The organism is Bernardetia sp. (assembly GCF_020630935.1).
Taxonomy (GTDB): Bacteria; Bacteroidota; Bacteroidia; order Cytophagales; family Bernardetiaceae; genus Bernardetia.
Window position 1 is genome coordinate 17,580 of sequence record NZ_JAHDIG010000012.1, and the last position, 21,872, is coordinate 39,451.

General features: G+C 34.8%; 12 protein-coding genes. 7 read left to right on the plus strand and 5 right to left on the minus strand.

Annotated features, from left to right (window positions below; all coding sequences use genetic code 11):
• Positions 1–62: 62 nt before the first annotated feature.
• Positions 63–842, minus strand: a complete 780-nt coding sequence (locus QZ659_RS05185) for an XRE family transcriptional regulator (protein WP_291722917.1) — start codon at positions 840–842, stop codon at positions 63–65.
• A 255-nt stretch (positions 843–1,097) separates the two neighbouring features.
• On the opposite strand from QZ659_RS05185, the gene mnmD reads away from it, so the two are divergent.
• From mnmD to fabG, 3 genes are all read left to right on the plus strand, one after another.
• Positions 1,098–1,823 (plus strand): tRNA (5-methylaminomethyl-2-thiouridine)(34)-methyltransferase MnmD, encoded by a 726-nt coding sequence (mnmD, locus tag QZ659_RS05190; RefSeq protein ID WP_291722920.1) that lies wholly within the window; start codon positions 1,098–1,100, stop codon positions 1,821–1,823.
• A gap of 118 nt (positions 1,824–1,941) precedes the next feature.
• A complete protein-coding gene (kdsB, locus tag QZ659_RS05195; RefSeq protein WP_291722922.1) occupies positions 1,942–2,700 on the plus strand; it encodes a 3-deoxy-manno-octulosonate cytidylyltransferase in 759 nt (252 codons plus the stop codon).
• Positions 2,701–2,842: 142 nt separating this feature from the next.
• Positions 2,843–3,589, plus strand: coding sequence for a 3-oxoacyl-[acyl-carrier-protein] reductase (fabG, locus tag QZ659_RS05200; RefSeq protein WP_291722924.1), 747 nt, complete (start codon positions 2,843–2,845; stop codon positions 3,587–3,589).
• 89 nt (positions 3,590–3,678) lie between these two features.
• Here the strand turns inward: fabG and QZ659_RS05205 are convergent, their stop codons facing one another.
• From QZ659_RS05205 to QZ659_RS05215, 3 genes are all read right to left on the minus strand, one after another.
• Positions 3,679–4,719: a type IX secretion system membrane protein PorP/SprF gene (locus QZ659_RS05205; RefSeq protein ID WP_291722926.1), complete on the minus strand. Its 1,041-nt coding sequence runs from the start codon at positions 4,717–4,719 to the stop codon at positions 3,679–3,681.
• 383 nt (positions 4,720–5,102) lie between these two features.
• Positions 5,103–8,912, minus strand: a complete 3,810-nt coding sequence (locus QZ659_RS05210) for a T9SS type A sorting domain-containing protein (protein ID WP_291722929.1) — start codon at positions 8,910–8,912, stop codon at positions 5,103–5,105.
• Positions 8,913–9,059: 147 nt separating this feature from the next.
• On the minus strand, positions 9,060–12,830 hold the full coding sequence (locus QZ659_RS05215; protein ID WP_291722932.1) for a hypothetical protein: 3,771 nt from the start codon (positions 12,828–12,830) through the stop codon (positions 9,060–9,062).
• 188 nt (positions 12,831–13,018) lie between these two features.
• Between QZ659_RS05215 and QZ659_RS05220 the strand changes: the two genes are divergently transcribed.
• The 4 genes from QZ659_RS05220 (at position 13,019) to QZ659_RS05235 (ending at position 20,444) form a co-directional block, all read left to right on the plus strand.
• Positions 13,019–15,610: a M14 family metallopeptidase gene (locus QZ659_RS05220; protein WP_291722935.1), complete on the plus strand. Its 2,592-nt coding sequence runs from the start codon at positions 13,019–13,021 to the stop codon at positions 15,608–15,610.
• 390 nt (positions 15,611–16,000) lie between these two features.
• The gene (locus tag QZ659_RS05225; RefSeq protein WP_291722938.1) at positions 16,001–16,576 is read left to right on the plus strand and encodes a MarR family winged helix-turn-helix transcriptional regulator; all 576 of its coding nucleotides are present in this window, start codon (positions 16,001–16,003) and stop codon (positions 16,574–16,576) included.
• A 92-nt stretch (positions 16,577–16,668) separates the two neighbouring features.
• Positions 16,669–19,101, plus strand: a complete 2,433-nt coding sequence (locus tag QZ659_RS05230; protein ID WP_291722941.1) for a 3-hydroxyacyl-CoA dehydrogenase/enoyl-CoA hydratase family protein — start codon at positions 16,669–16,671, stop codon at positions 19,099–19,101.
• 164 nt (positions 19,102–19,265) lie between these two features.
• On the plus strand, positions 19,266–20,444 hold the full coding sequence (locus QZ659_RS05235) for an acetyl-CoA C-acyltransferase (RefSeq protein WP_291722943.1): 1,179 nt from the start codon (positions 19,266–19,268) through the stop codon (positions 20,442–20,444).
• Positions 20,445–20,715: 271 nt separating this feature from the next.
• Here the strand turns inward: QZ659_RS05235 and QZ659_RS05240 are convergent, their stop codons facing one another.
• Positions 20,716–21,726 (minus strand): sensor histidine kinase, encoded by a 1,011-nt coding sequence (locus tag QZ659_RS05240; RefSeq protein WP_291722946.1) that lies wholly within the window; start codon positions 21,724–21,726, stop codon positions 20,716–20,718.
• Between the last annotated feature and the right edge of the window lie 146 nt (positions 21,727–21,872).

Sequence of the window (21,872 nt, forward strand, 5' to 3'; positions counted from 1 at the left end):
AAAAAGCACAATTCAAAAAATTGTGCTTTTATAAATATTACTGTTATGTTTAGATAATTTCTTTATTGTTTTGTTGTAAATTCTTGAAAACGATCTTCCAAACGCTGCACAGCAGTACGCAAACCATCTAAATCTGATTGAGGAAGTGTTTTTCCAATATAAGCTACAAAACGCCATACTTCTCCTACTTCTGCAATCTCCAACTCATAAGGGTCATATTGTGGGTTAGTAGATTTTAAAAGTAGTGTCCCTTTTTCTTCAATTTTATTAAATACTTTTTTAAGAACAATACCTTCATTTCTCAGTACAACAACACACACTTGTCCGTCTTTTACTTCGTGCCAGTCTGTTACGTATTCTCCAATGACAATAGTTCCAGATTGTAATGGCAGCATCGAATCTCCTGTAATTTCGAAAGCTCTGTATGTTCTGTCTTTTGGTAAGAATGGAAGACGATATTTTGGCAAATCTTTTAAATATTGAACATCAGTGTAGCCTTTTGTATAACCTGCAGCAGCTTTTTCAGGCACCATTTCAATATTTTCATTATTGTTTTCATCTACTGTTATGGCAAGCACACGCAAAGAATCTGCAGCTACATAACGAGCCAATCGTTTACTAGGTGTATCTTGGCTTTCTTCCTCTAAGTTTTTAGTTACTAAGCTATCTATCTGAACCTCAAATATTTGAGCTAGTCGTTGTAGTGTTTGGAGGCGAGGTTCTGCTCTTCCTTCTTCATAAGAAGAATATGCGCCACGAGAAATTGAGGCTTCATCTGCCAATACTTGCTGACTTTTCTTAGATTTACGGCGTAGATAGCGAAGATTTTGATTTAAAAACATAACAGTAAGGATTAATTGTTTGATAACAGTATTTTTGTAAATTCTTATTTGCTATAAATCATATAAAAATGATAATTGATTTTTAGCATTATCTAATAAAAGTAACTAGATTTATCAAAAATACCAAAATATTTTGAAATATGTAAATATTTTAGCCAAAATAATGCTAAATATATTTGTTTTTTCTCTTTTTTTGAGAAAAAACTCTTTCCAAGTCCGTATAATTTAAAGAAATAGCCTTCAAATAAAGTTATTATGAGTAAAAAATTAGAATTATCATTTTTAGAGAGTAAAGACGGTTCGCATACTCTTCTTCGCCACGACCTCAATGAAACTTATCATTCTCACAACGGAGCAATTCAAGAATCTCTATGGGTTTTTATAGATAGAGGGTTAAAATACTTGAAGGAAAACGGATATGAAACTATCAAAGTATTAGAAATTGGCTTTGGAACAGGCTTAAATGCAATATTGGCGTACGAATTTGCACAGAAAAATAATATTAAGATAGAATATGTTTCCTTAGAACCTTTTCCTGTGCCACTAGAAATTGCTGAAAAACTCAACTACACAGATTTTTTAGAGGAAGAGAGTAAAGAAATATTTGGTCAAATTCACAGATTAAGTTGGGAAGAAAAACACGAAGTTTCAAGCTATTTTTCAATACAAAAAATAGAAAATACACTAGAGAATTTTAAAAATAATTCTGATTTTCAAAGTGAAATTACAGGGGAAGAAGAATTTGATTGTATTTTTTATGATGCTTTTGCACCTAGCAAACAAGCAGAAGTGTGGCAACTTTCTAATCTTGAAAAAACTTTTAATATGACAAAAGAAAAAGGGATTTTGGTTACGTATTGCGCTCAAGGGCAGTTTAAAAGAGATTTAAAAACAGCAGGTTGGAGCATAGAAACCTTAGATGGCGCACCACCAAAAAGAGAAATGGTAAGAGCAATGAAATCAGTAACCAGTAGTCAGTAACCAGTTTTTGTATTGTATTTAATTGACTTTGTCGTTTTTCAATTAGTTTCGCTGATTGCTTTGTAATTTTTAATTGGCTTCGCCTATTATTCCATAATTTATAATTCGTAATTGACTTATGAAAATTATTGCTATTATTCCTGCTCGTTATGCTTCTAGTCGTTTTCCTGCTAAAGTTTTGGCTGATATTAATGGAAAACCTATGATTCAGAGAGTATTCGAACAAGCTAAAAAATCCTCTAAATTAGACGAGGTGTTTATTGCCACAGACAATCAAATTGTTTTTGATAAAGTCAAAACTTTCACGTCAAATGTCTTGATGACAAAAGACACACATATTTCGGGTACAGACCGAATTGCAGAAGCTGCACTGTTGTTGGAAGAAAAAAATGCTGAGTTTGATTTTATTATCAACATTCAAGGCGATGAGCCTTTCATTCATCCAGAACAGATAGATGGTTTAGCAGATATTTTGCTAAAAAATAAAGATACACAGCTTGCTACTTTAGTTAGCGAGATAAAAGAGAGCGAAACACTTTTTGATGTGAACGTAGTAAAGGCTATTTTTGATATAAACTATAAGGCAATTTATTTTAGTAGGAATCCAATTCCTTTTGTTAGAAACACAGAAAAAGAAAACTGGCTTTCTGAAAATACATTTTATAGGCATATTGGAATGTATGCATATCAGAAGGATGTTTTACAACAAATTACAAAACTTAGTCCGTCAAAATTAGAACTTGCCGAATCGTTAGAACAGCTACGTTGGATAGAAAATGGATTTGAAATACAAGTCGCTATTACTCCTTATGAGAGTATAGGAATAGATACGCCACAAGATTTGGTTAATTATGACCTGCGAAAGCAGCGAAGCTAATTACGAATTAAAAATTACGAATATACTTGTGTTAGTGACTTTTAACAAAAATAGAGTAAAAAATAATTTTCCTCCAACTGCTTAAATATTTATCGTATTTTTGAAAATCAAAACTTAATCATTCATCATTTAAAACAAACTTATGGGATTACTTTCAGGGAAAAATGTACTGATTACAGGTGCATCTCGTGGAATTGGAAGAGCAATGGCAGAACGCTTTGCAGAAGAGGGCGCAAATGTAGGCTTTACTTATCTTTCTAGTGTAGAAAAAGGTGAGGCTTTGCAAAAAGAATTATCTGAAAAAGGAACAACTATCAAAGGCTATCGTTCGGATGCTTCTGATTTTAAAGCTGCCGAAGAGTTAGTAAATAACTTTACAAAAGATTTTGGTTCGTTAGACGTGCTTGTCAATAATGCAGGGATTACGAGAGACAATCTTTTAATGAGAATGAGCGAAGAGCAGTGGGATGAGGTGTTAAAAGTGAATTTGAAATCTGTTTTTAATCTTGTAAAAGCCTCTACACGTACATTTTTAAAGCAAAAACAAGGCTCAATCATCAATGTAACTTCTGTAGTAGGAATAAAAGGTAATGCAGGACAAGCAAACTATGCTGCTTCGAAGGCTGGAATTATTGGTTTTACCAAATCTATTGCTTTAGAATTAGGCTCAAGAAATATTCGTTGTAATGCTATCGCTCCTGGTTTTATAGAAACTGAAATGACAGAGCAACTAGATGAAAAAATGGTAGCTGAATGGAAAAGTGCTATTCCATTGCGTCGTGCAGGTTCTTCAAAAGAAGTGGCAGATGTTACAGTATTCTTAGCTTCTGATTATTCAAAATATGTTACTGGACAAGTATTGCAAGTAGATGGTGGAATGCTGACCTAATAAGAAGAATTATGAAATAAACTAAAATGAGCAGTTTTACCAATTATATTTTATTGTAAAACTGCTCATTTTCTTTTTTTATTTTAACCTTAACGATAGCGTGCGCCACGATAACGAGGTTCAGAGAATGGATTCGGACACTGAACATCATCTTTTCCTCCAAAACTAAACACTAATGAAATTTCGTGAGAGTTTGCTTTTCCAGCAGCTACTTCTGAAATAGACCAATCATAGCTATATGCTAATGCCCATCCTCCAAATTTTACACCAAGCATAGCAATTACAGCATCATGTTTAGGGAAATTATTTGCTGACTGCTCAAGAGGAAAACCTCTGTACCAAAGTCCATACAAGAGTGGTTCGTACTCTCCGTTTACACCAAGACTAAGTTGTTGGAAAGAACCTTGCTTTTTATACATAAAGCTAGGAGTAATACTTTTGTTACGAGTGTCATAACGATTAGCAAAATCTATTTTATACCCTCCGTGAACAGAAAATTTGATAGGCAAACGATTGTTGTCTCCAATAAAACTATCTGAAGGACTATTGATGTGATTTGCTGAAAGACCTAGCCAAAAATTTTGTCCAAAAAGCACTGCACCTGTCGAAATATCTACATACCCTAGTGTATTACGAGCAAAACTTTCTCCAGTTGGAGTACCTAAAAATCCTCTATCGCTAAATTGGTCTGGAAAGGTAAGTCCAATAAAACCAGCATTCTTTTGTACATAACCTACTTGAAGTGCAGGTTGAACTGTTATTCTATCACTCAGAGGAATCATATACGCATAGATAAGCGAAACATCTGTGCTTTTGTAGGGAGTAACTCCTGTGCTTTGCTCATCTACCTTCGCAAATACTCCAATAGAAGAACGGATATTAGAAAAATAGTAGTCAAAGCCTCCTGCATACGTAACATAATTTACATCAAGGCTTGGCCACTGGTTACGATAATTAAGAGTCATTCTTCCCCCTTGGTGCATTCCTGCAAAGGCTGGGTTTAAATAAAGAGGTGCATTGTGAAATTGCGAAAATTGTAAATCTTGAGCAGAAAGGTTGTGAGAAAATCCAAAGCAAAATACTAATATAGCGATGCTCCAAAGGGATTTTCTGAGTAAAAATATATTCATTGTTATGATATTGAATTTTTGTAGCTGGTAACAAAAGAGTAGAAAAACACACAATTAATCTACTTAATTAAACGTATGATAGTGCAAGGTAGCACTTTTTATGTTTATTATAAAAAAATAACGCTTCTAAAAAGTTAAAACTATATTTTATGAGACTTATATATCCACAAAACCAAATGAATTAGAGGAAATTGAATAATAATCCTAATACTTGCTATCATTTTTAAACCAATAGCAGGATAATCTTTTGTATAATCCCAAATATGCATAGGTAGAAAGGCTATCTCAAAATCATAAAATTCAACCCTTCTATTCTCTAATGTAAAAAAGCATTGATTAAAAATATCAATGCTTTTTTTGAGGTTTTTAAGAGGATTGTTTTTCTATTTCTTTAATACTACTTTTTTATAGAAAATACCTTTTTGTGATGTTATTTTTACAAAATAAATTCCGTTACTCAGATTTTCTAAATCAAGTGTGATTGTATCAGAATTTTTAATGAATTTTGTTTGTAATTCCATTCCAAGTGCATTTACTAATGTTATTTCACTAGCATTTAGGGCAGATTTTAGTTCTATATTTAAAATTGAACTTGTAGGATTTGGAAAGACTTTGATATAGTTGTTTTGGATGAAATCATCATTTGAAAGAACAATATCTATCGTAATTGGGTCAGATGTGATAGAAGTTTCTCCATCAGAAATAACAACTGTGTAAACTCCATTCGTATCTGTTAAATCACTTAGATTTAGCGTTGGAGCAGTTTGTCCTTCTATCAAAACACCATCTTTGTACCATTGATAAGTAACTTTTCCATTTGGAACAGAAAGAGTACTTACTGCCTCATCAAAGTTAATAGTAAATGCACTATTTGAGTTTGTAGAAGTAACTGTAATTGTATCTTGTTTTGCTTCTCCACAAACAGCGACTCTCCAAATAAGTTTTGTTGGGAAAGCAAGCAAGCCAGTAATCCGACTGTTGTTTTTAGAAGCATCTTCTAATTCTCCAAAACCAGAAAGTAGCGTCCAGTTTCCAAATGCTTGCGTTTCTTCTGCTGCCAAAGTAGCTGTAGAATTTGACGTTTCAATATCGTCTCCTGCATTAGCATTGATTTGAAAGTCTGGATTTGAACAGTTGAACACTCCTAAATCTAAATTGTCATTTCTAAGTGGCAGAATAGCAACTTTATTAGAAATCGTATTGGTAATGATAGGCGAGTTAAAGTCAAAATAGATAGCCGCTCTATTGTTGATAACCGTTCCGATAGGATTGTTAGCCATTTGTTTTATCTTAAACTTGATAAATCCGTGAGATTCTGGCTCGTTGGTATTACTATCAGGTAAATTGATGTTGTTAAACTCAAAACGCAGCACACGAGTTTCTTCATCTCCATCAATAAAAAACTCATAGTCGTGAGAAACCATTCCTAAACGAATCGACTCAATATCTAAATATTCTGAAAGTGTATCCAAAACTACAATATTTACAGCTTCGATAGTTCCTGTATTTTGAAAACGAATCGTATAATCTAATTCTGTCGTTTTTTCAATCAGATTTTCTTCTGTCAAACCAAAAGGAACAACTTGTTTGTCGTTAGGGTCGTAGCTATCTAAAATCTCTGAACAGGTAGTTTCCATACGCTCACCTCCATCGTTTTGAGGTAAAGCAATTCCAAATTCTTCTACAGGAGCAACACTCACGACAGGATTTGGGTCTTCGGCTTTCGTTTTATATGCAATAACCACTTGACAGCCTTCCACAAATGCAGAAATAGGTTCATGGTCTTGAGGAAAAACTTCCATTCTTACCGTCATTCCATTGGTAAAGACTTCTAGTTCAGTTTCTCCATTGGCAGGAATTAAAATATTTCCTTCTCTAAAGATTTGAGAGTTGGCATACAGACGATATGGAATAGAATCGGTAGAGGTGTTTGTCAAGTTTTTGATAGTGTAGCGAGCAATTCCACCACCAACACAACGCCCAGTAATTTCATAGTTATTTTCATTATCTGTCCACTCTTCGCACGAGTTAGCAGGCGAAATAGTAGCTTTTACACACTGCGTAAGTCCACGAATTTCCTCAATCCCACAAATGACAGAATCTTGAAAGACAATTTTCCCTGTGCTTCCAGCAGACAAAGAATTAACATCAAAGAAATAGCTATTTCCTTCTTGTCTTGTCCAAGTAGGAGAGCTAGAAACTGGAAAAATATAGTCTGGATATTCTACTTTTATTTCTACGTTTTGGGCATCTACAAAACCTTTATTTCGATATTCTACAGTCGTGCTACTCATAAAGCACCTACGGCGACGTTGATTGGTTATATCAATAGTAAGGTAGTTACAGGGTCTAATTTTGTAGCCAAAGTTTAGATTTTGAGGTTCTGTAATTTCCCCATCTCTATATGTTACTTGTTTTGATGTGCCACAATTATCATATATGTAATTGCTTATAAAAGAGTTGTTGTCTATAAGTTGAGAGCTTAGCGTAAAATTACCTTCTTCTGCAAAACTAAGGGAATAGTTACCTGATTTATCTGAAAGTCCTATTTTTCCGTCATTTCTTTTAATCAAGACGGAAGGAAGATCGTAATCTGCACCATCAAACACACAATTATTATTCGTTTCTGCAAATGTTTTTCCACCGAAAGAAGGAAAACGGAAATTTTCGTCACTCATAGTTGCTATAAAAGCAGTACTTTCGTCACGGTCAACTCTAGGCATTGGTACTCCTCCAATAACAGCACCTAATGTATAAAGGTCGTTAAAATAAATATTTCCTTTATTATCAGACCTTAGTTTTGATGGAATATTCCTTCTAAATGAATCGTGCCAGTTGTTAGCACTGTTAGTGCTATCATATTCATGCCTATCATATAACGTACTCCACTGAAATTGATTGTTTGATATTTTAACTGCGAAATAATATACATAGCTTTTACGAAAACTTGGTGATACTTCCAATTCATATCTTTTATCTAGATGAATTATTCCCCCAGTAGATAGAGTAGGAGTGTACCTAAGAGTGAAAAAAAAATCTCCCTTCGCATTAGATAATATATTAGATGCAAGTTTTGCAGGAGACGCTATAATAGAAATGTCTTGGTTTGGGTCAATCAGTTCTCCCCTACTATTTACTTTTGACTGGTATATGTAAGAAGTACCATCCCTCAGATGGGTACCTGTAAGAGATATATTATCATTGTCATCTAACGATAGTTCACCGTGAAAATAGCGATAATTATAGTGATCAGGCTCTTGATGAATCATATTCCCTCCTGTGCTATCGTAACTTATAAAGTACCTATCATTATCTCCGTCAATCAATTCTCCTGTATTAAAACGAGCAACTCCGTCTATTGTAATAATTCCAAATATTTCTTTCTTATCATTTATCATAACATTTTCACGTCTGATATTAAAATAATCTGGGATTTCGTCGTCAAACTGGTTTATAATGCTTCTATGAAAAAGAAAATTACCATCATTATCAAATCTTAGTAATAATATTGCTACATCTCTTTCATGCTCGTCTATTTCAGCACCATTAATATGTTTTATTTGAATAGTATCACTATCTACAATAGTTTTTATACTATTGTTAGGTTTTACCTCAGAAGTAATTAATATATCGCCTTTTTTGTTTACTGAAAGAAGACTACCTCTATAGGGATTGGAATAGTGGTGAGATCTTCCTCGTGCTGGATGATTGTTCGCTCGCCAAGACTTATGCCATAGAACTGAACCATTAGGAGTTAGTTTTATAAGTAAGTTGTTAACATCTTCATAATCTTCGTTTTCCCACCTTATGTATCTACTTCTACCACCTCTACGCCAATTCCAAGGACCACTTCTGCTAATTACTGTATAAACGTTATCAAACTTATCTATTTTAATATCTAGATCGATTGTTATTGTTTCGTAGGGAAGAATATTAATTTCAGTAAAAGTATCTACAAACCCTTTACTAATCCAGAGTAGATCGTTACTAGGAGATACTTTCGCTACAAATATGTTATACTGGGCAAACTGACCATATCTTAGGTCAATATGCTGTCCATCTATGTATAAGCTATCAGGAGATGCGTCCGTGAGACCATGAAGAGAACCAGCAACTAAAGTGTTGCCCTCCGAGTCGATTTCTAATGCTGTAATTTTTGCGTAACGTAGTTCTATTTGTGATATTTTGCCCAAAAGAAAAAATACAAAAGCAACAAGAAAAAACAAGTAGTATCCAAACCGTAAAAATCTTTTTCATCAAGTATAAAATTTATGAATTAAAACAAGTATCAATCAATATACAAAGGTAATGTTCAGTAGTGATAAAATAAAATAATTGTATCAAAAAAGTGCAGTGATCTGTATTCTTCCAATGTGAATAGCTGGTGTTTCTTCCGACTTTCTGCCCTCATACACCACGCTTAGTTGTAAGCCATTGAAGAGTTTTTGTTGGAGATTCAAATCCCACGTTATGTTTTGTCCTGCACGGAGAGCTTCCAAAAGTTCGTAACTGACAGGCGTATTGTTTTCTCCCTCAAAGTCAATATTCAAGTAGCGAAAACGTACATTAACCACCCTATCGCCTACTTTTGAGTAGCGCAAATCACTTCTAAACTCATTTATCTGTGCATTTTCTTCTCCGAATGTATTTTGCTTTTGCTCAAAACGGTAGGCTGTTGTGAGTCGGAACGAGGTAGTGGGCTGCCACGCAATTTCAGCTTGTGGACGCAAAAGATTGAGGTTGTAGGTTCGGTTTTCTAAAAAATCAGAAGCATTGCTGCGTGTGCCAAGCATTATATTGGTTTTGGTAGCAATCGTTTTGGAAAGGCTTAGGCGAAAAACAGTTTCGAATTCTTCTATGTCTCGGCTTTCGAAGCCTCCTGCCAAAAGGTTTTTTTGTCTTGTATTGGTGTAGCGAAACTCTCCTCCCCATTTAGGATTGGTTCTGTTCAAAAACAAGACGTTTCGAAGCGCACTCTGCTCGCTCAGTACATTTTCTGGGTTATGTTCTGCAAAAGGCAAGAATCTTTTTTCAAAATTGCTTTCTGTGGTTTTGACCGTATTTTGAACTGAAAAAACAAGTGAAAATAGTTGTAAGGTTTTTTTGATAAATTTAGCTTTTTTACATTTTCTAGGAGGTGTAAGTGTGAGTTTGTAAATAAAATCAGTAGAAAATGCTGTCAAGTAAGTATTTGTAGGTGTAAAAACTTTGATAAAATTTCGCTCATCTGGATTGATAGCTTCGTAAAACTCTCCTAGTTGCTGAATGCCGTCTTCGTTGTCGTCTCGCCACGTATGTGTTCCCTGTGTTCCATCTACGCCAATAAAAGTAAATTCTCGTGCTGGTTCTCGCCCTGTAACCGTAGAATAGGTCAACTCTTGCCTCATCGCATGCTCAAAAAAATCACTTCGCCAGTCTAGCCGTCCCATTAGCGTTTCGGTGTCTTCCAAGTTGAGCGTATCTATAAAATCTCTGTCGTATTCTAGTTTTCTGTATGTGGCATTGAGTGCAATTTTCTGATTCGACTTTTTTCGTTCTATATTAAAACTCGTTTCGGCTTGTGCTGTCTGTGAGTTGGTAAAAGACTGAATAATTCCGTTTTTGGGTAGAAAATCCTCTCTAAAAGCATATTCAATCTTATAATTTGCTTTCTTGCTGCTATCTCCTTGAAACAAATAAAAACGGTGCTGCTCAAAATTCATCAAAGACGAGGTAACCGAATCATTCAAACTAAACTGCTGTTTATCTACTGAATAATTATAAGCTGGAACGATATAATTATTTCTATACTGCAAATCGGCATTGTAGCGAACCCAAGATACATTTTGAGGAGTTTCTAAAATAGCTACTTGGCTGTTTGGGATTGCTGAAGCGACCGAATTTTGAAAACTAGAGTTTCCTGTAAGCTGTGAAAACGAACCTGCCGACGTATTGGAAAAAGCTAAACTATTTTCTCCATTCAGATAAAAACCATTAGTAGAAAGCTGAAATTTCCCTAGTTTTTTATTAAAAATAAGCTGATGTTGCTGTCCTATGATGGCATTTTCTCGGTTTCGATAAGTAAAATTATATTCAAATTTGTTGTTTACGTTTTGTTCAATAGTTGTGAAGGCTTGCAAAATTTGGTCTTGTCCTCGTGGTGTACTGCCGTAAAAAGTAGGAAGTGTCCAGTCTCTATCAAATTCAATGTTTCTAAAACGGTCTATGGGTTCAAAGTTTTCGTTATCTAGTTCATAATCTATTCCATAACTCAGCTTATAATCTTTCTGAAAGACGAAATTTTTAAATGGTTTATCTTTCGTCTGAAATCCTACAAAAAAAGCATTTCCTTCATCATCTTGACTATCCAGTTCTGAAAAAAGGTTTACATCTCGCTTTGAAAAAGCTCCTTCTGCAAAAATATGACTGTATTTATTGGGGGAAAAACTAACACCTGCATTAGTCAATCGTTTGGAATTGGGAGCAGGCAGCTGACGGATAGGCGCAAAATTTCCTTGATTAATGCCTACAAAAATGTATTCTCGTCCGTTGGCTACGGCTTCGCCTAAATTATAATCACCTCTGTTTTGTCCGACTTCGGTAAAGGAAACAGTGTAAAATGTCTGATTTTCGTCGTTTTGTGTAGCTCTTTGAAAAATTTGATAGAATGAATTATCAATCAGCGTATCTTTTCGAATGTATAAAATTTGATTGACTGAAAAATCTTCTACCTCTTCTGCACTTTCCACCACAGCAAGCGAAAGGCTATCACCAATATTTTCTAAAAGCCGTTGTCGTTCTTCCGAAATTTCAAAATTGATGGGTTGATTTTCATTGTCGCCTTCTCGGTAATTTTCTATAAAGACGTTCCACGACGATTTTTTGAGTTTATTTGGGTTTTGACTCTTGTTTCTTGTATTTTTATTTCTTGAGGTAAAATTTACACTTGCACCCACATTGGAAATCGTACGATTATAAAACTGATTTGTATATTCAAATTCTACTCTGACACGAGAAAACTGTGTGATGATAATGTGAGGATTAAAGGTAATTTCGGCTGTATTATAATCAATAATGTAATCATAATTAAAACCACGCTGCAAAAGTTGCCCATCTAAAAAAACCTTTTCCGAACCTGCTTGAATAATCACAAAACGTTCATTGTTTGCTCCCACAAGTCTGTACGCTCCCTGTACTCCCTCCTGCACAGGAAGCTGATAACTCTGAAACTGTCCTTTAGCTGCTGCCAAACCTATCTTTTGCTGTGTTGAAAAGGTAGAATCTCTCCCAAAATTAGTTTGTAACATTCCTCCTAAAACATTTTTATAAAAACGCATAAAATGAGGTTGTTCTTTTCCAATTCCTTGTCTTAAAACTACGTCTCCTGCCGTTAGGGTAGCGTTTTTGTGGCGAAGCTGTATCTGTATTCTATCAAACTGTTGAAGCTGCTGTGTATTTCCTTCGGGCTGAAAAGGTACATTTTGGTCAGATATAATGGCTGTGAGTTCTATTTCGTCTGTGAGTTTGCCTTCAAGTTGTAGGTTTAGATTAGAATTTACAAAAACATCTTGGCGATTGCCCACCGAAACGCCACGAGTAATACTTCCTGCCTTTTGCAAATTAGAGCTAAAAAGTTCTTGACGTTCTTCCAAAATGATGTTGTTTTTTTCTTCTTTTCTATCCACTGTATCAATGAAATTTTGCATTTTTGCTTGTTCATAATCCTCTTGTGAACGCTTGAATGTCCAGTTTTTTATCTTGAAGGGAATAGTCTGATAACTGATTTTGATAGAATCTAATTTTATCCCTTTTGGAATAGAATCAAACAAAACAACCTGTTTTTCAAAGTCGTAGTTGGCTGTAATATTTATATCTCTAGTAGGAACAGAGGCAACGATAGGTTTTATTTCTAAGACTTCAATAGAAATAGGAGGAAGCGAATCAACTTGTTTTGTCCAAAAGGCTGTATATGTAGTTGCTTGGTTGGTGGAGACATCAATAACAGCGAGCCAAGTCGTTTTTTGAGAAAATGAATTTAGGGAATCTGTTTCTACCTCGTCTTTGTTTTGTTGTGCAAAAACGATTGTTGTGGAAATAAGTATGAAAAAGATGGGAAAAAAGAGGAGGCGCATTTTTTCATTGCTAATATCGCTATCCTCAACGACGGTCTTGACCTCGTTGACGGTTAAAAAATAAAATAAATCTACTAAAATTTTCTTTCTACCAAGTTATAAAAAATTATAACAACTCATTTGCCTTTTGTTTTTTTAGTAAATTTCAATTTTAGATTTTTTACTTATCAAACCTTCATACAAAACGAATGAAATTAAAACTATTCCCTATTTTATCTTTATTTCTACTCTTTTCTTCCATTTCAGTTTTTGCTCAAAATCCTTCAAAAATTGAAAATTATTATTTTGAGACTTTAAAAAAACAAAATCAAGACATAAAGTTTAACCCTGCTATCCCAACACCTAAACAGGTTTTGGGTTTTGAAATTGGCGACTGGCACGTTTCACACGACAAACTCCTCTTTTATCTTCATACGATTGCTCAAGTATCAAATAGAGTGAGCATTGATACGATTGGTTTTACGCACGAACAGCGTCCTCTTATTCAATTAATTATAACAAATCCTACAAATCAAAATAATTTAGAAGAGATTAGGAAAAAACATGTAGAGCTAACCAATCCAAATGCATCTGTAAGCACAGAAAATCTACCTGTGGTGGTGTGGCAAGGATACAGTATTCACGGAAATGAAGCGAGTGGAAGCAATGCAGCACTTTTGTATGCCTATTATTTGGCTGCTGCTCAAGGAGAAAAAATTGAAAGCCAACTCAAAAATGCTATTATTATTCTTGACCCAAGTTTTAACCCAGACGGACTCAACCGTTTTGCCAGTTGGGTAAATATGCACAAAAGCCAGTCATTTGTAACTGACCCCAACCGGAGAGAAACTAATGAACCTTTTCCACGAGGACGAACAAATCATTATTGGTTTGATTTGAATAGAGACTGGTTGCCTGTACAGCAGCCTGAAAGTAAGGCAAGATTGAAGCGTTTTCACCAGTGGAAACCAAATATTTTGACAGACCATCACGAAATGGGAACAAACAGTACATTTTTCTTTCAACCAGGTGTGCCACAGCGCACAAACCCAATTACGCCACAAAAAAATCAAGAACTGACAGGTGAAATTGGAAAATTTCACGCTAATTTTTTAGATAATATTGGCTCGCTGTATTATACACAGCAAAGTTTTGATGATTTTTATTATGGAAAAGGCTCAACTTATCCAGATGTAAATGGCTCGGTAGGTATTCTTTTTGAGCAAGCCAGCGCAAGAGGACATGCACAAGAGAGTCAAAATGGTGTGCTGACATTTGAATTTGCTATTAGAAATCAGCTCACTACTTCGCTTTCGACACTAGAAGCTGCTGTAAATCTTAGGAAAGAACTTTTAGACTATCAACAAAATTTCTATAAAACGGCTGCCGATTTTGCTCAAAATTCTGCTGAAAAAGGCTATTTGATTGGAGGAAAAAATGATATTCCACGTTTAGAGGCTCTTTTAAAGATTCTGGAAACACATCAGATTGATTTCTATCTTACCAAAAATGAAGTCCAAGAAAATCAAGGTAGAAATTCGGTTACTTTTTCAAATAAAAATGCTGTAGTCGTACCTATCAATCAAGCACAAGGTAGAATTGTAAAAGCTCTTTTCGATACGCCAAAAACCTTTAAAGACAGTATTTTTTATGATGTTTCGGCGTGGACATTTACTTATTCTTTTGGATTAGAACAAAAACGACTTTCTCAAAGTGAAGTTTCTAGCTTACAAGGAGAGAAAATAGCAGCATCTTATTTTTCCAAGAAATTCAAAGAAGAGAGTGCAGAAATTCAGAGAAGTGAAATAGGGTATTTAATAGATTGGAAAAATTATTATGCACCAAAATTAGTAAATCAGTTGTTAGAAAATAGTCTGAATGTCAAAGTGAATGAAGAAGTATTTTCTTATCAAATAAATAACAAAATCGTAGAGTTTGATAGAGGAACTATTTTTGTTAAAGCACCAAACAATGAAAATGAAGCAGCTCAATTATTAGAAACACTAAAATCAGCAAAACAAAACCATTCTATTAAAATCACATCTTTAAAAACAGGTTTAACAGATGAAGGAATAGATTTGGGAAGTCCAAGTTTTCAGACGTTGAAGTTGCCTAAAGTTTTGATTGTAGTAGGCGAAGGAGTAGATTCGTATGAGGCTGGTGAAATGTGGCATTTATTGGATTTACGTTATGACATGAAAGTTTCACTTATAGAAGCAAGTGATTTATCAAGAATTGATTTGCAGAATTATACGACTATTATTTTACCAAGTGGTTATCCTAGAGGACTAAACACGAATACTCTTGCAGATTTTACACAGAATGGAGGAAAGCTGATTGCAGTCGGTTCGTCTATCAATTTTTTGAAGGGGAGTCAGTATTTCAATTTATCCCAAAAAGAAGGTAGTAGTTCAGAAATAAGACAACGTCTAAAATACGAAAATCAAAGTAACGACCGAGGAGCAAATTATATTGGTGGACTTATTTTGGAAGGAGAACTAGACCTTTCCAATCCGATTGCTTTTGGTTACGAATCTGAAACGATTCGTGTTTTTAAGGATAATAGAATATTTTTAGAATATACAGAGAATCCGTATTCTATGCCTCTTGTTTATTCGCCAAATGCTGTTGTGAGTGGATATTCATCAAAGTCAAACAAAGAAAAGGTGCAAAATAGTGTTTCTATTATTTCAAAAAATGTAGGAAGAGGGAAATTTGTAGCTTTTGCAGATAATCCCAACTTTAGAGCATTTTGGTACGGAACAAATCGTTTATTTATCAACGCTATCTTTTTTCAATAACATCTAAGTTACATCTCAAACTTCCCATAGCACATAGATTTTATGGTGGGAAGTTTGAATTTTTGTTTTATCTAGCCAAAATGAGAAAGTTTTTAGCTTAATCAATAAATTTTAAAATAGAATAGCGAGCTATTGGATGAAAATAACGCAAATACAAGCTGAAATTTACTGTTTGTAGCTCAAAGAAATAGCTTTAAACAAGCTCTTAATTGATATAGCATAAAAATTTTCTTAAAAAATTATGCACGCATAACATTTTTTATGTACCTTTGTTTATAGCCTTATACTTCGAAATTACCAAATAATAAACGGAATAAGAAATAGAAAAAGTAATTTTGATAATACGAAAACAAATTTCTCAATATATATCAGAAAAATAGTTTAATAGCAATGAATAATAATGGCACTCAAGAACAAAGAAAAGAAGTAGAGAAAAACATTGAAGATAAAATAGACCAATCATTACGAAAAAAAAGACGTTCTGTCGATTTTGCTATCAAAGCTTCTTGGCTGGCTATTGCAAAAATGTATAATATGATAGGTGCAGAACACGGAATTACACACTCTACTGGATTTGTTTTGTTGAACATAGACCAAGAAAACGGCTCTCCTGCAACCAAAATAGCTCCGCTTATGGGAATGGAAGCTCGCTCACTGACACGTATTTTGAAGTCAATGGAAGAAGAAGGGCTTATTGTTCGTCAGAGTGATACCGAAGATAGAAGGAAAGTAATGATTTGCCTAACAAAAGAAGGAAAGCTAAGAAGAGAAGCAGCTAGGCAATCTGTAAAGACATTTAATAAGCAAATTTTTGACAAACTTTCTCCAGAGAAAATGGAACATTTTTTTGAGGTTATAGAACATATCAATAGAACAGCAGAAAGAAATTTATCACAAAAAAATGACTTTGTACAGAATGTACGTCAAAAAGTAGAAGAAGCACAGAAAGATAACTTTCAAAAATAAAACGTAACTTAGAACTTAAGAGAAAACTCTTATGGTTTTTAGTAAAAAAGATAACTTTTTAGATTTTAATTTAACTCCAAAACTATATTTTTATGACTACAGCTCAAGCTCCTGCTAGTGTAGAGAACAGCAAAAGCGCAAAAAAAACAGCAGAACGTCACATCCGTAAGGTGGCAATTTTAGGTTCTGGTGTAATGGGTTCTCGTATTGCAGCTCATTTCGCTAACATCGGTTGTGAAGTTGTCTTATTAGACATCATTCCATTAGAAGCTCCAAAAGACGAAAAGCAAGAAAAAAGTCTTCTTTGGAGAAACAGTTTGGTAAACAAGTTCCTCGTAGAAGCTACTAAATCTAAGCCTGCGCCTTTTTATAGCACTAGCTTTGCCAGCCGTATCAAAACAGGAAACCTTACTGATAATTTAGATTGGATTGCTGATTGTGATTTAATCTTAGAAGCTGTCATTGAAAGACTTGATATAAAACAACAACTTTTTGAAAGAGTAGAGCAGTATCGTAGAGAAGATGCTATCATCGCTTCAAATACTTCTGGTATTCCAATGCACATGCTCATCGAAGGCAGAAGCCAAGGCTTTAAAGAGCATTTTTGTGGAATGCACTTCTTCAACCCTCCTCGTTATATGCGTTTGTTGGAGATTATTCCTTGTGAGCATACAAAACCAGAAATTGTAGATTTCTTATTACACTACGGCGACCTTTATTTAGGTAAAGAAACAGTTCTTTGTAAAGATACTCCAGCATTTATCGCTAACCGTGTAGGTGTTTTTGCAATTATGTCTGGTCTTCACGCTGTTGAAAAGTATGGTCTGACAGTAGGTGAAGTAGATAGACTTACAGGTCCAATTATCGGACGTGCAAAATCGGCTACTTTCCGTACCCTTGACGTAGTTGGATTAGATACAACTATCAAAGTAGCGCAAGGTGTAGCGCAAAACGTTCCAAACGACGAGCAAAAACACATGTTTGAGCTTCCAAACATTGTTAAAGAACTTGATAAACGCAAATGGTACGGAGATAAAACCAAACAAGGTTATTTCAAGAAAACAAAAGACGAAAAAGGCAAAACTGTAATCCTTGAGTTAGATTTAGTTAATTACGAATACAAGCCAACAGAAAAGCCAAATATTAAAGTATATGGCAAAGCAAAAGATGAGGATGATTTGAGCAAGCGTTTTGCAATCTTCTTAAATGATGATTCAAAATATGGAGAGTTTTTCCGTACTACTTTCTATGATGTTTTTGCTTACGTTTCTAACCGTATTCCAGAAATTGCAGACCACGTTTATCAGATAGATGACGCTGTTTCAGCTGGTTTTGGTTGGGAAATGGGACCTTTCGCTACTTGGGATGCACTTGGTGTACAAGATACGATTGCCAAAATGGAAGAAGCTGGCTATAAAGTAGCTGACTGGGTAAAAGGAGTAGATTCGTTCTTCAAAACAGAAAACGGTCAGAGAAAATATTACGATATTGAATCTAAATCGTACAAGACAGTTCCAGGAACTGAAGAATTTATTGTTTTAGATGCAATCCGTGGAACAAATAAGGTTTGGGGCAACGACGGAACAACTATCTTTGATTTGGGAGATGGAGTTTTAGGACTTGAGTTCCATACAAAAATGAATGCTATCGGTAGTGAAGTAATTGAAGGTATCAATACAGCTATTTCTTTAGCAGAAAAAGATTATACAAGTTTAGTAATTGGTAATGATTCACCAAACTTCTCAGCAGGTGCAAACTTGGCTATGCTTTATATGTATGCGTTGGAGCAAGAATTTGACGAAATTGAAATGATGATTCGTCAGTTCCAAAATACAATGATGAGAGCAAAATATTCTGCCATCCCTGTTGTAGCTGCTACATCTGGCTTAGCTCTTGGTGGTGGTTGTGAGCTTTGTTTACACGCAGACCACGTACAAGCACATACAGAAACATATATGGGATTGGTTGAAGTTGGTGTAGGTCTTATTCCAGCAGGTGGAGGAACAAAAGAAATGATTCGTCGTACTGCTAACTCTTACGCTGGTGGCGATCCTAAGGTAAATCGTTTACAAGAAATTTTCTTGAATATTGCGACAGCTAAAGTAGCTACTTCAGCACAAGAGGCTTTAGAAATGGGATTCCTTCGTGGACACGATGACTACACGCTCAACCGTTCAAGACTTTTAGCTGATGCAAAACGCAAGGCAATGGAAATGGTAGCTTCTGGTTATACACAGCCTACACAACAACAAGATATCGCAGTAGAAGGACGTACAGCTTTAGCTACCTTTACAGCAGGTGCAGTAGGCATGATGTACGGACACTATGCGTCTGAACACGATATCAAAATTGCTAAAAAATTAGCTTACGTAATCGCTGGTGGCGACCTTTCAGGACCTGCAAAAGTTTCGGAACAATATCTTTTAGATTTAGAAAGAGAAGCATTCTTATCGCTTACAGGTGAGCAAAAAACTTTAGACAGAGTAAATAGCATCTTGTTTAAAGGAAAACCACTTCGTAACTAATTGATAATTAAAAATTGAGAATGGATAATTAAAAATTCTCAAAACTTTTTTTTAATATATAAAATAACAAAGTTATCAGTAACTCTTCTCAACAGTTTTCAACTGTTGGAAACTTGGTTTTAACTGGTTACTGATGACTGATAACTGATAACTGATAACTGAAAATGAGTCAAACAGCATATATAGTAACTGGCTTCCGTAGCGCAGTAGGAAAAGCTAAAAAAGGTGGTTTCAGAAACTACCGTTCAGACGATTTGGCTGCTGATGTAATTAAGCATCTTGTAAAGTCTGTTCCAGAATTAGACCCAACACGTATTGACGATGTTATCGTTGGTAATGCCATTCCAGAAGGTGAGCAAGGAATGCAAATGGGTAGAATCGTTTCTCTTCTTTCTCTTCCTCTCAACGTTCCAGGGATGGTCTTGAACCGTTATTGTGGTTCTGGCTTGGAGGCAATCGGCTTGGCTTCTGCACGTATTCAAGCAGGAACAGCAGATTGTATTATTGCTGGAGGAACAGAATCTATGTCTGCTCTTCCAATGATGGGTTACAAACCTGCTCTTAACTGGAATATCGTAAGCGAACACCCAGAATACATGCTTTCTATGGGACTTACAGCAGAGGAAATTGTACGTGATTACAAAATTACTCGTCAAGACCAAGATGAGTTTTCTGTAAAGTCACACCAAAAAGCATTGAAAGCCATTGAAGAAGGTAAATTTAAGAGTCAGATTGTTCCTGTTGAAGTAGAAGAAACTTACTACGAAGACGGACAGAAAAAAACTCGTAAATATGTAGTGGATACAGACGAAGGGCCTCGTGCAGATACGTCTATGGAAGGTTTACAGCGTTTGCGTCCTGCATTTGCAATGGACGGAACGGTTACAGCAGGTAATTCTTCTCAAACTTCAGACGGAGCAGCTTTTGTTTTGGTAATGTCTGAAAAAATGGTAGAAGAATTAGGCTTAAAACCACGTTTGAAAATGTTGGCTTACACGTCTGCTGGTGTTGATCCACGTATTATGGGAATTGGTCCTGTGGCTGCTGTGCCGAAAGCATTGAAGCAAGCTGGCTTAAAACTAGAAGATATCGACATTATCGAACTCAATGAAGCCTTTGCAGCACAATCTTTAGCTGTAATCCGTGATTTGAAATTGGATGAAGAAAAAGTAAATCCAAACGGTGGTGCGATTGCTCTAGGACACCCTCTAGGCTGTACAGGTGCTAAACTTACAGTTCAGCTTATGAACGAAATGGAAGCTCAAGATAAGAAATACGGAATGGTTACTGCTTGTATTGGTGGTGGTCAGGGTATTGCTGGTATTTTTGAGCGTGTGAATTAATAAAACTAACCGTCAACGAGGTCTAAAACCGTCGTTGAGGATTTTTTAAAAAAGCTCAAAGACAAAATTGCCTTTGAGCTTTTTTATGTAGTTCACTCTGAATGCTTTTAGACCCAAAGAAACTAAAACATAAAAAATGGGAAAAAGAAAATAAATCTATTAGCACTTTATTAGCTAAGCGAGGGGAAGAGCAATGTCAAACATATCATAAATGAGATATTGATGAGCGTTTAGTTTTGGAGATGGAGGATTTTTAATAAAAAAAATGCTTTTAACTGACAAGCATTTTCTTTTTAAAAGAAGGCAAATGAAGACTAAACGTTGTTTTTTCTCTTGTAGATTCTAATAAAATCACAGAACCGTGTAGTTTGTAAGCTGCTAGTTGAGTGGTATAGAGTTCTGTTCCTGTGGTTTCGTCGATGTTAGCAATTTTGTGAAATAGATTAAAAATCAGATGATAATTAGAGCTTGGAATTTCTATTCCGTTGTAACTAATAATAATTTCCAAATCTGTAGATTTTTGAAAAATTTGTAGATGAATGTATGATTTTCTATTTGCTTTGTCATCTATATGTTTGATAGCAAACTCCAAAAGATTTTTGATAATGGTCTTGAATATCTCTATATCTGTGTGAAAAAACACTTTTTCTATTTCTGTTTCTAGGTCAAAATCTATTTTAGAGTAATTGGATAGAAAACCTAATGCTTTATACATTTTTCTAACTTCTTCTACTACATCAAAGCTAGAAGGCTCTGCCACTTCATTTTTTAAAGCATTTATATACAGCAGACTTTCCAAAATATTTCCCATTTCAAAAGAAGTCTTTCCTATTTTTTCTAAATATTCTCTTGCTAAAGGGTCTTTTACTTCTATGTTTGCTACTTGGCAAAGTCCTAAAAGCCGAGCAATAGGTCCTTTCAAATCGTGCGAAGCTCTATAAACAAATTGGTCTAATTCCGAATGGGTTGCTAAAAGCTGTGAATAAGCATTTCTAACATCGGAAGTACGCTGACTTATTTTCTTTTTTAACTCTTCATTCTGAATAGCAATCATTCTTTTCGCATTTTCTAGTTCAGTAGAATGTTTAATTGCTTGTTCGTTTATCAATGATAGTTTGTTGTGCAGTCTATCACTAATTTTTGTCAGAAATTTCATGTCAGATAGTAAATCGGCATAGTCCAAAGCCAAATGAGCATACGCATTTTTCCACTCTTCAGAGGTTAAGTTTTCATTGAGTAATAATTGAGCCCGTTCAGCAATGCGTTGTTCTTTTTCAAACATGTAAGATAGGAGTGAAATAAGTAAGATTATGTAGTGAAGATATTACTATATTAAAAAAGTAGTAGTATAAATTTACAATTTTCAACTTACTTATTCTAAAAAATGTTTCCTTTTTTTTTATTTAACATCTTATTTTGTAGAAAATT

Coding starts and splice junctions, on each gene's coding strand:
- QZ659_RS05205 (WP_291722926.1), bottom strand. CDS start 4,719: ATGAATATATTTTTACTCAGAAAATCCCTTTGGAGCATCGCTATATTA.
- fabG (WP_291722924.1), top strand. CDS start 2,843: ATGGGATTACTTTCAGGGAAAAATGTACTGATTACAGGTGCATCTCGT.
- QZ659_RS05215 (WP_291722932.1), bottom strand. CDS start 12,830: ATGCGCCTCCTCTTTTTTCCCATCTTTTTCATACTTATTTCCACAACA.
- kdsB (WP_291722922.1), top strand. CDS start 1,942: ATGAAAATTATTGCTATTATTCCTGCTCGTTATGCTTCTAGTCGTTTT.
- QZ659_RS05185 (WP_291722917.1), bottom strand. CDS start 842: ATGTTTTTAAATCAAAATCTTCGCTATCTACGCCGTAAATCTAAGAAA.
- QZ659_RS05225 (WP_291722938.1), top strand. CDS start 16,001: ATGAATAATAATGGCACTCAAGAACAAAGAAAAGAAGTAGAGAAAAAC.
- QZ659_RS05220 (WP_291722935.1), top strand. CDS start 13,019: ATGAAATTAAAACTATTCCCTATTTTATCTTTATTTCTACTCTTTTCT.
- QZ659_RS05235 (WP_291722943.1), top strand. CDS start 19,266: ATGAGTCAAACAGCATATATAGTAACTGGCTTCCGTAGCGCAGTAGGA.
- QZ659_RS05230 (WP_291722941.1), top strand. CDS start 16,669: ATGACTACAGCTCAAGCTCCTGCTAGTGTAGAGAACAGCAAAAGCGCA.
- QZ659_RS05240 (WP_291722946.1), bottom strand. CDS start 21,726: ATGTTTGAAAAAGAACAACGCATTGCTGAACGGGCTCAATTATTACTC.
- mnmD (WP_291722920.1), top strand. CDS start 1,098: ATGAGTAAAAAATTAGAATTATCATTTTTAGAGAGTAAAGACGGTTCG.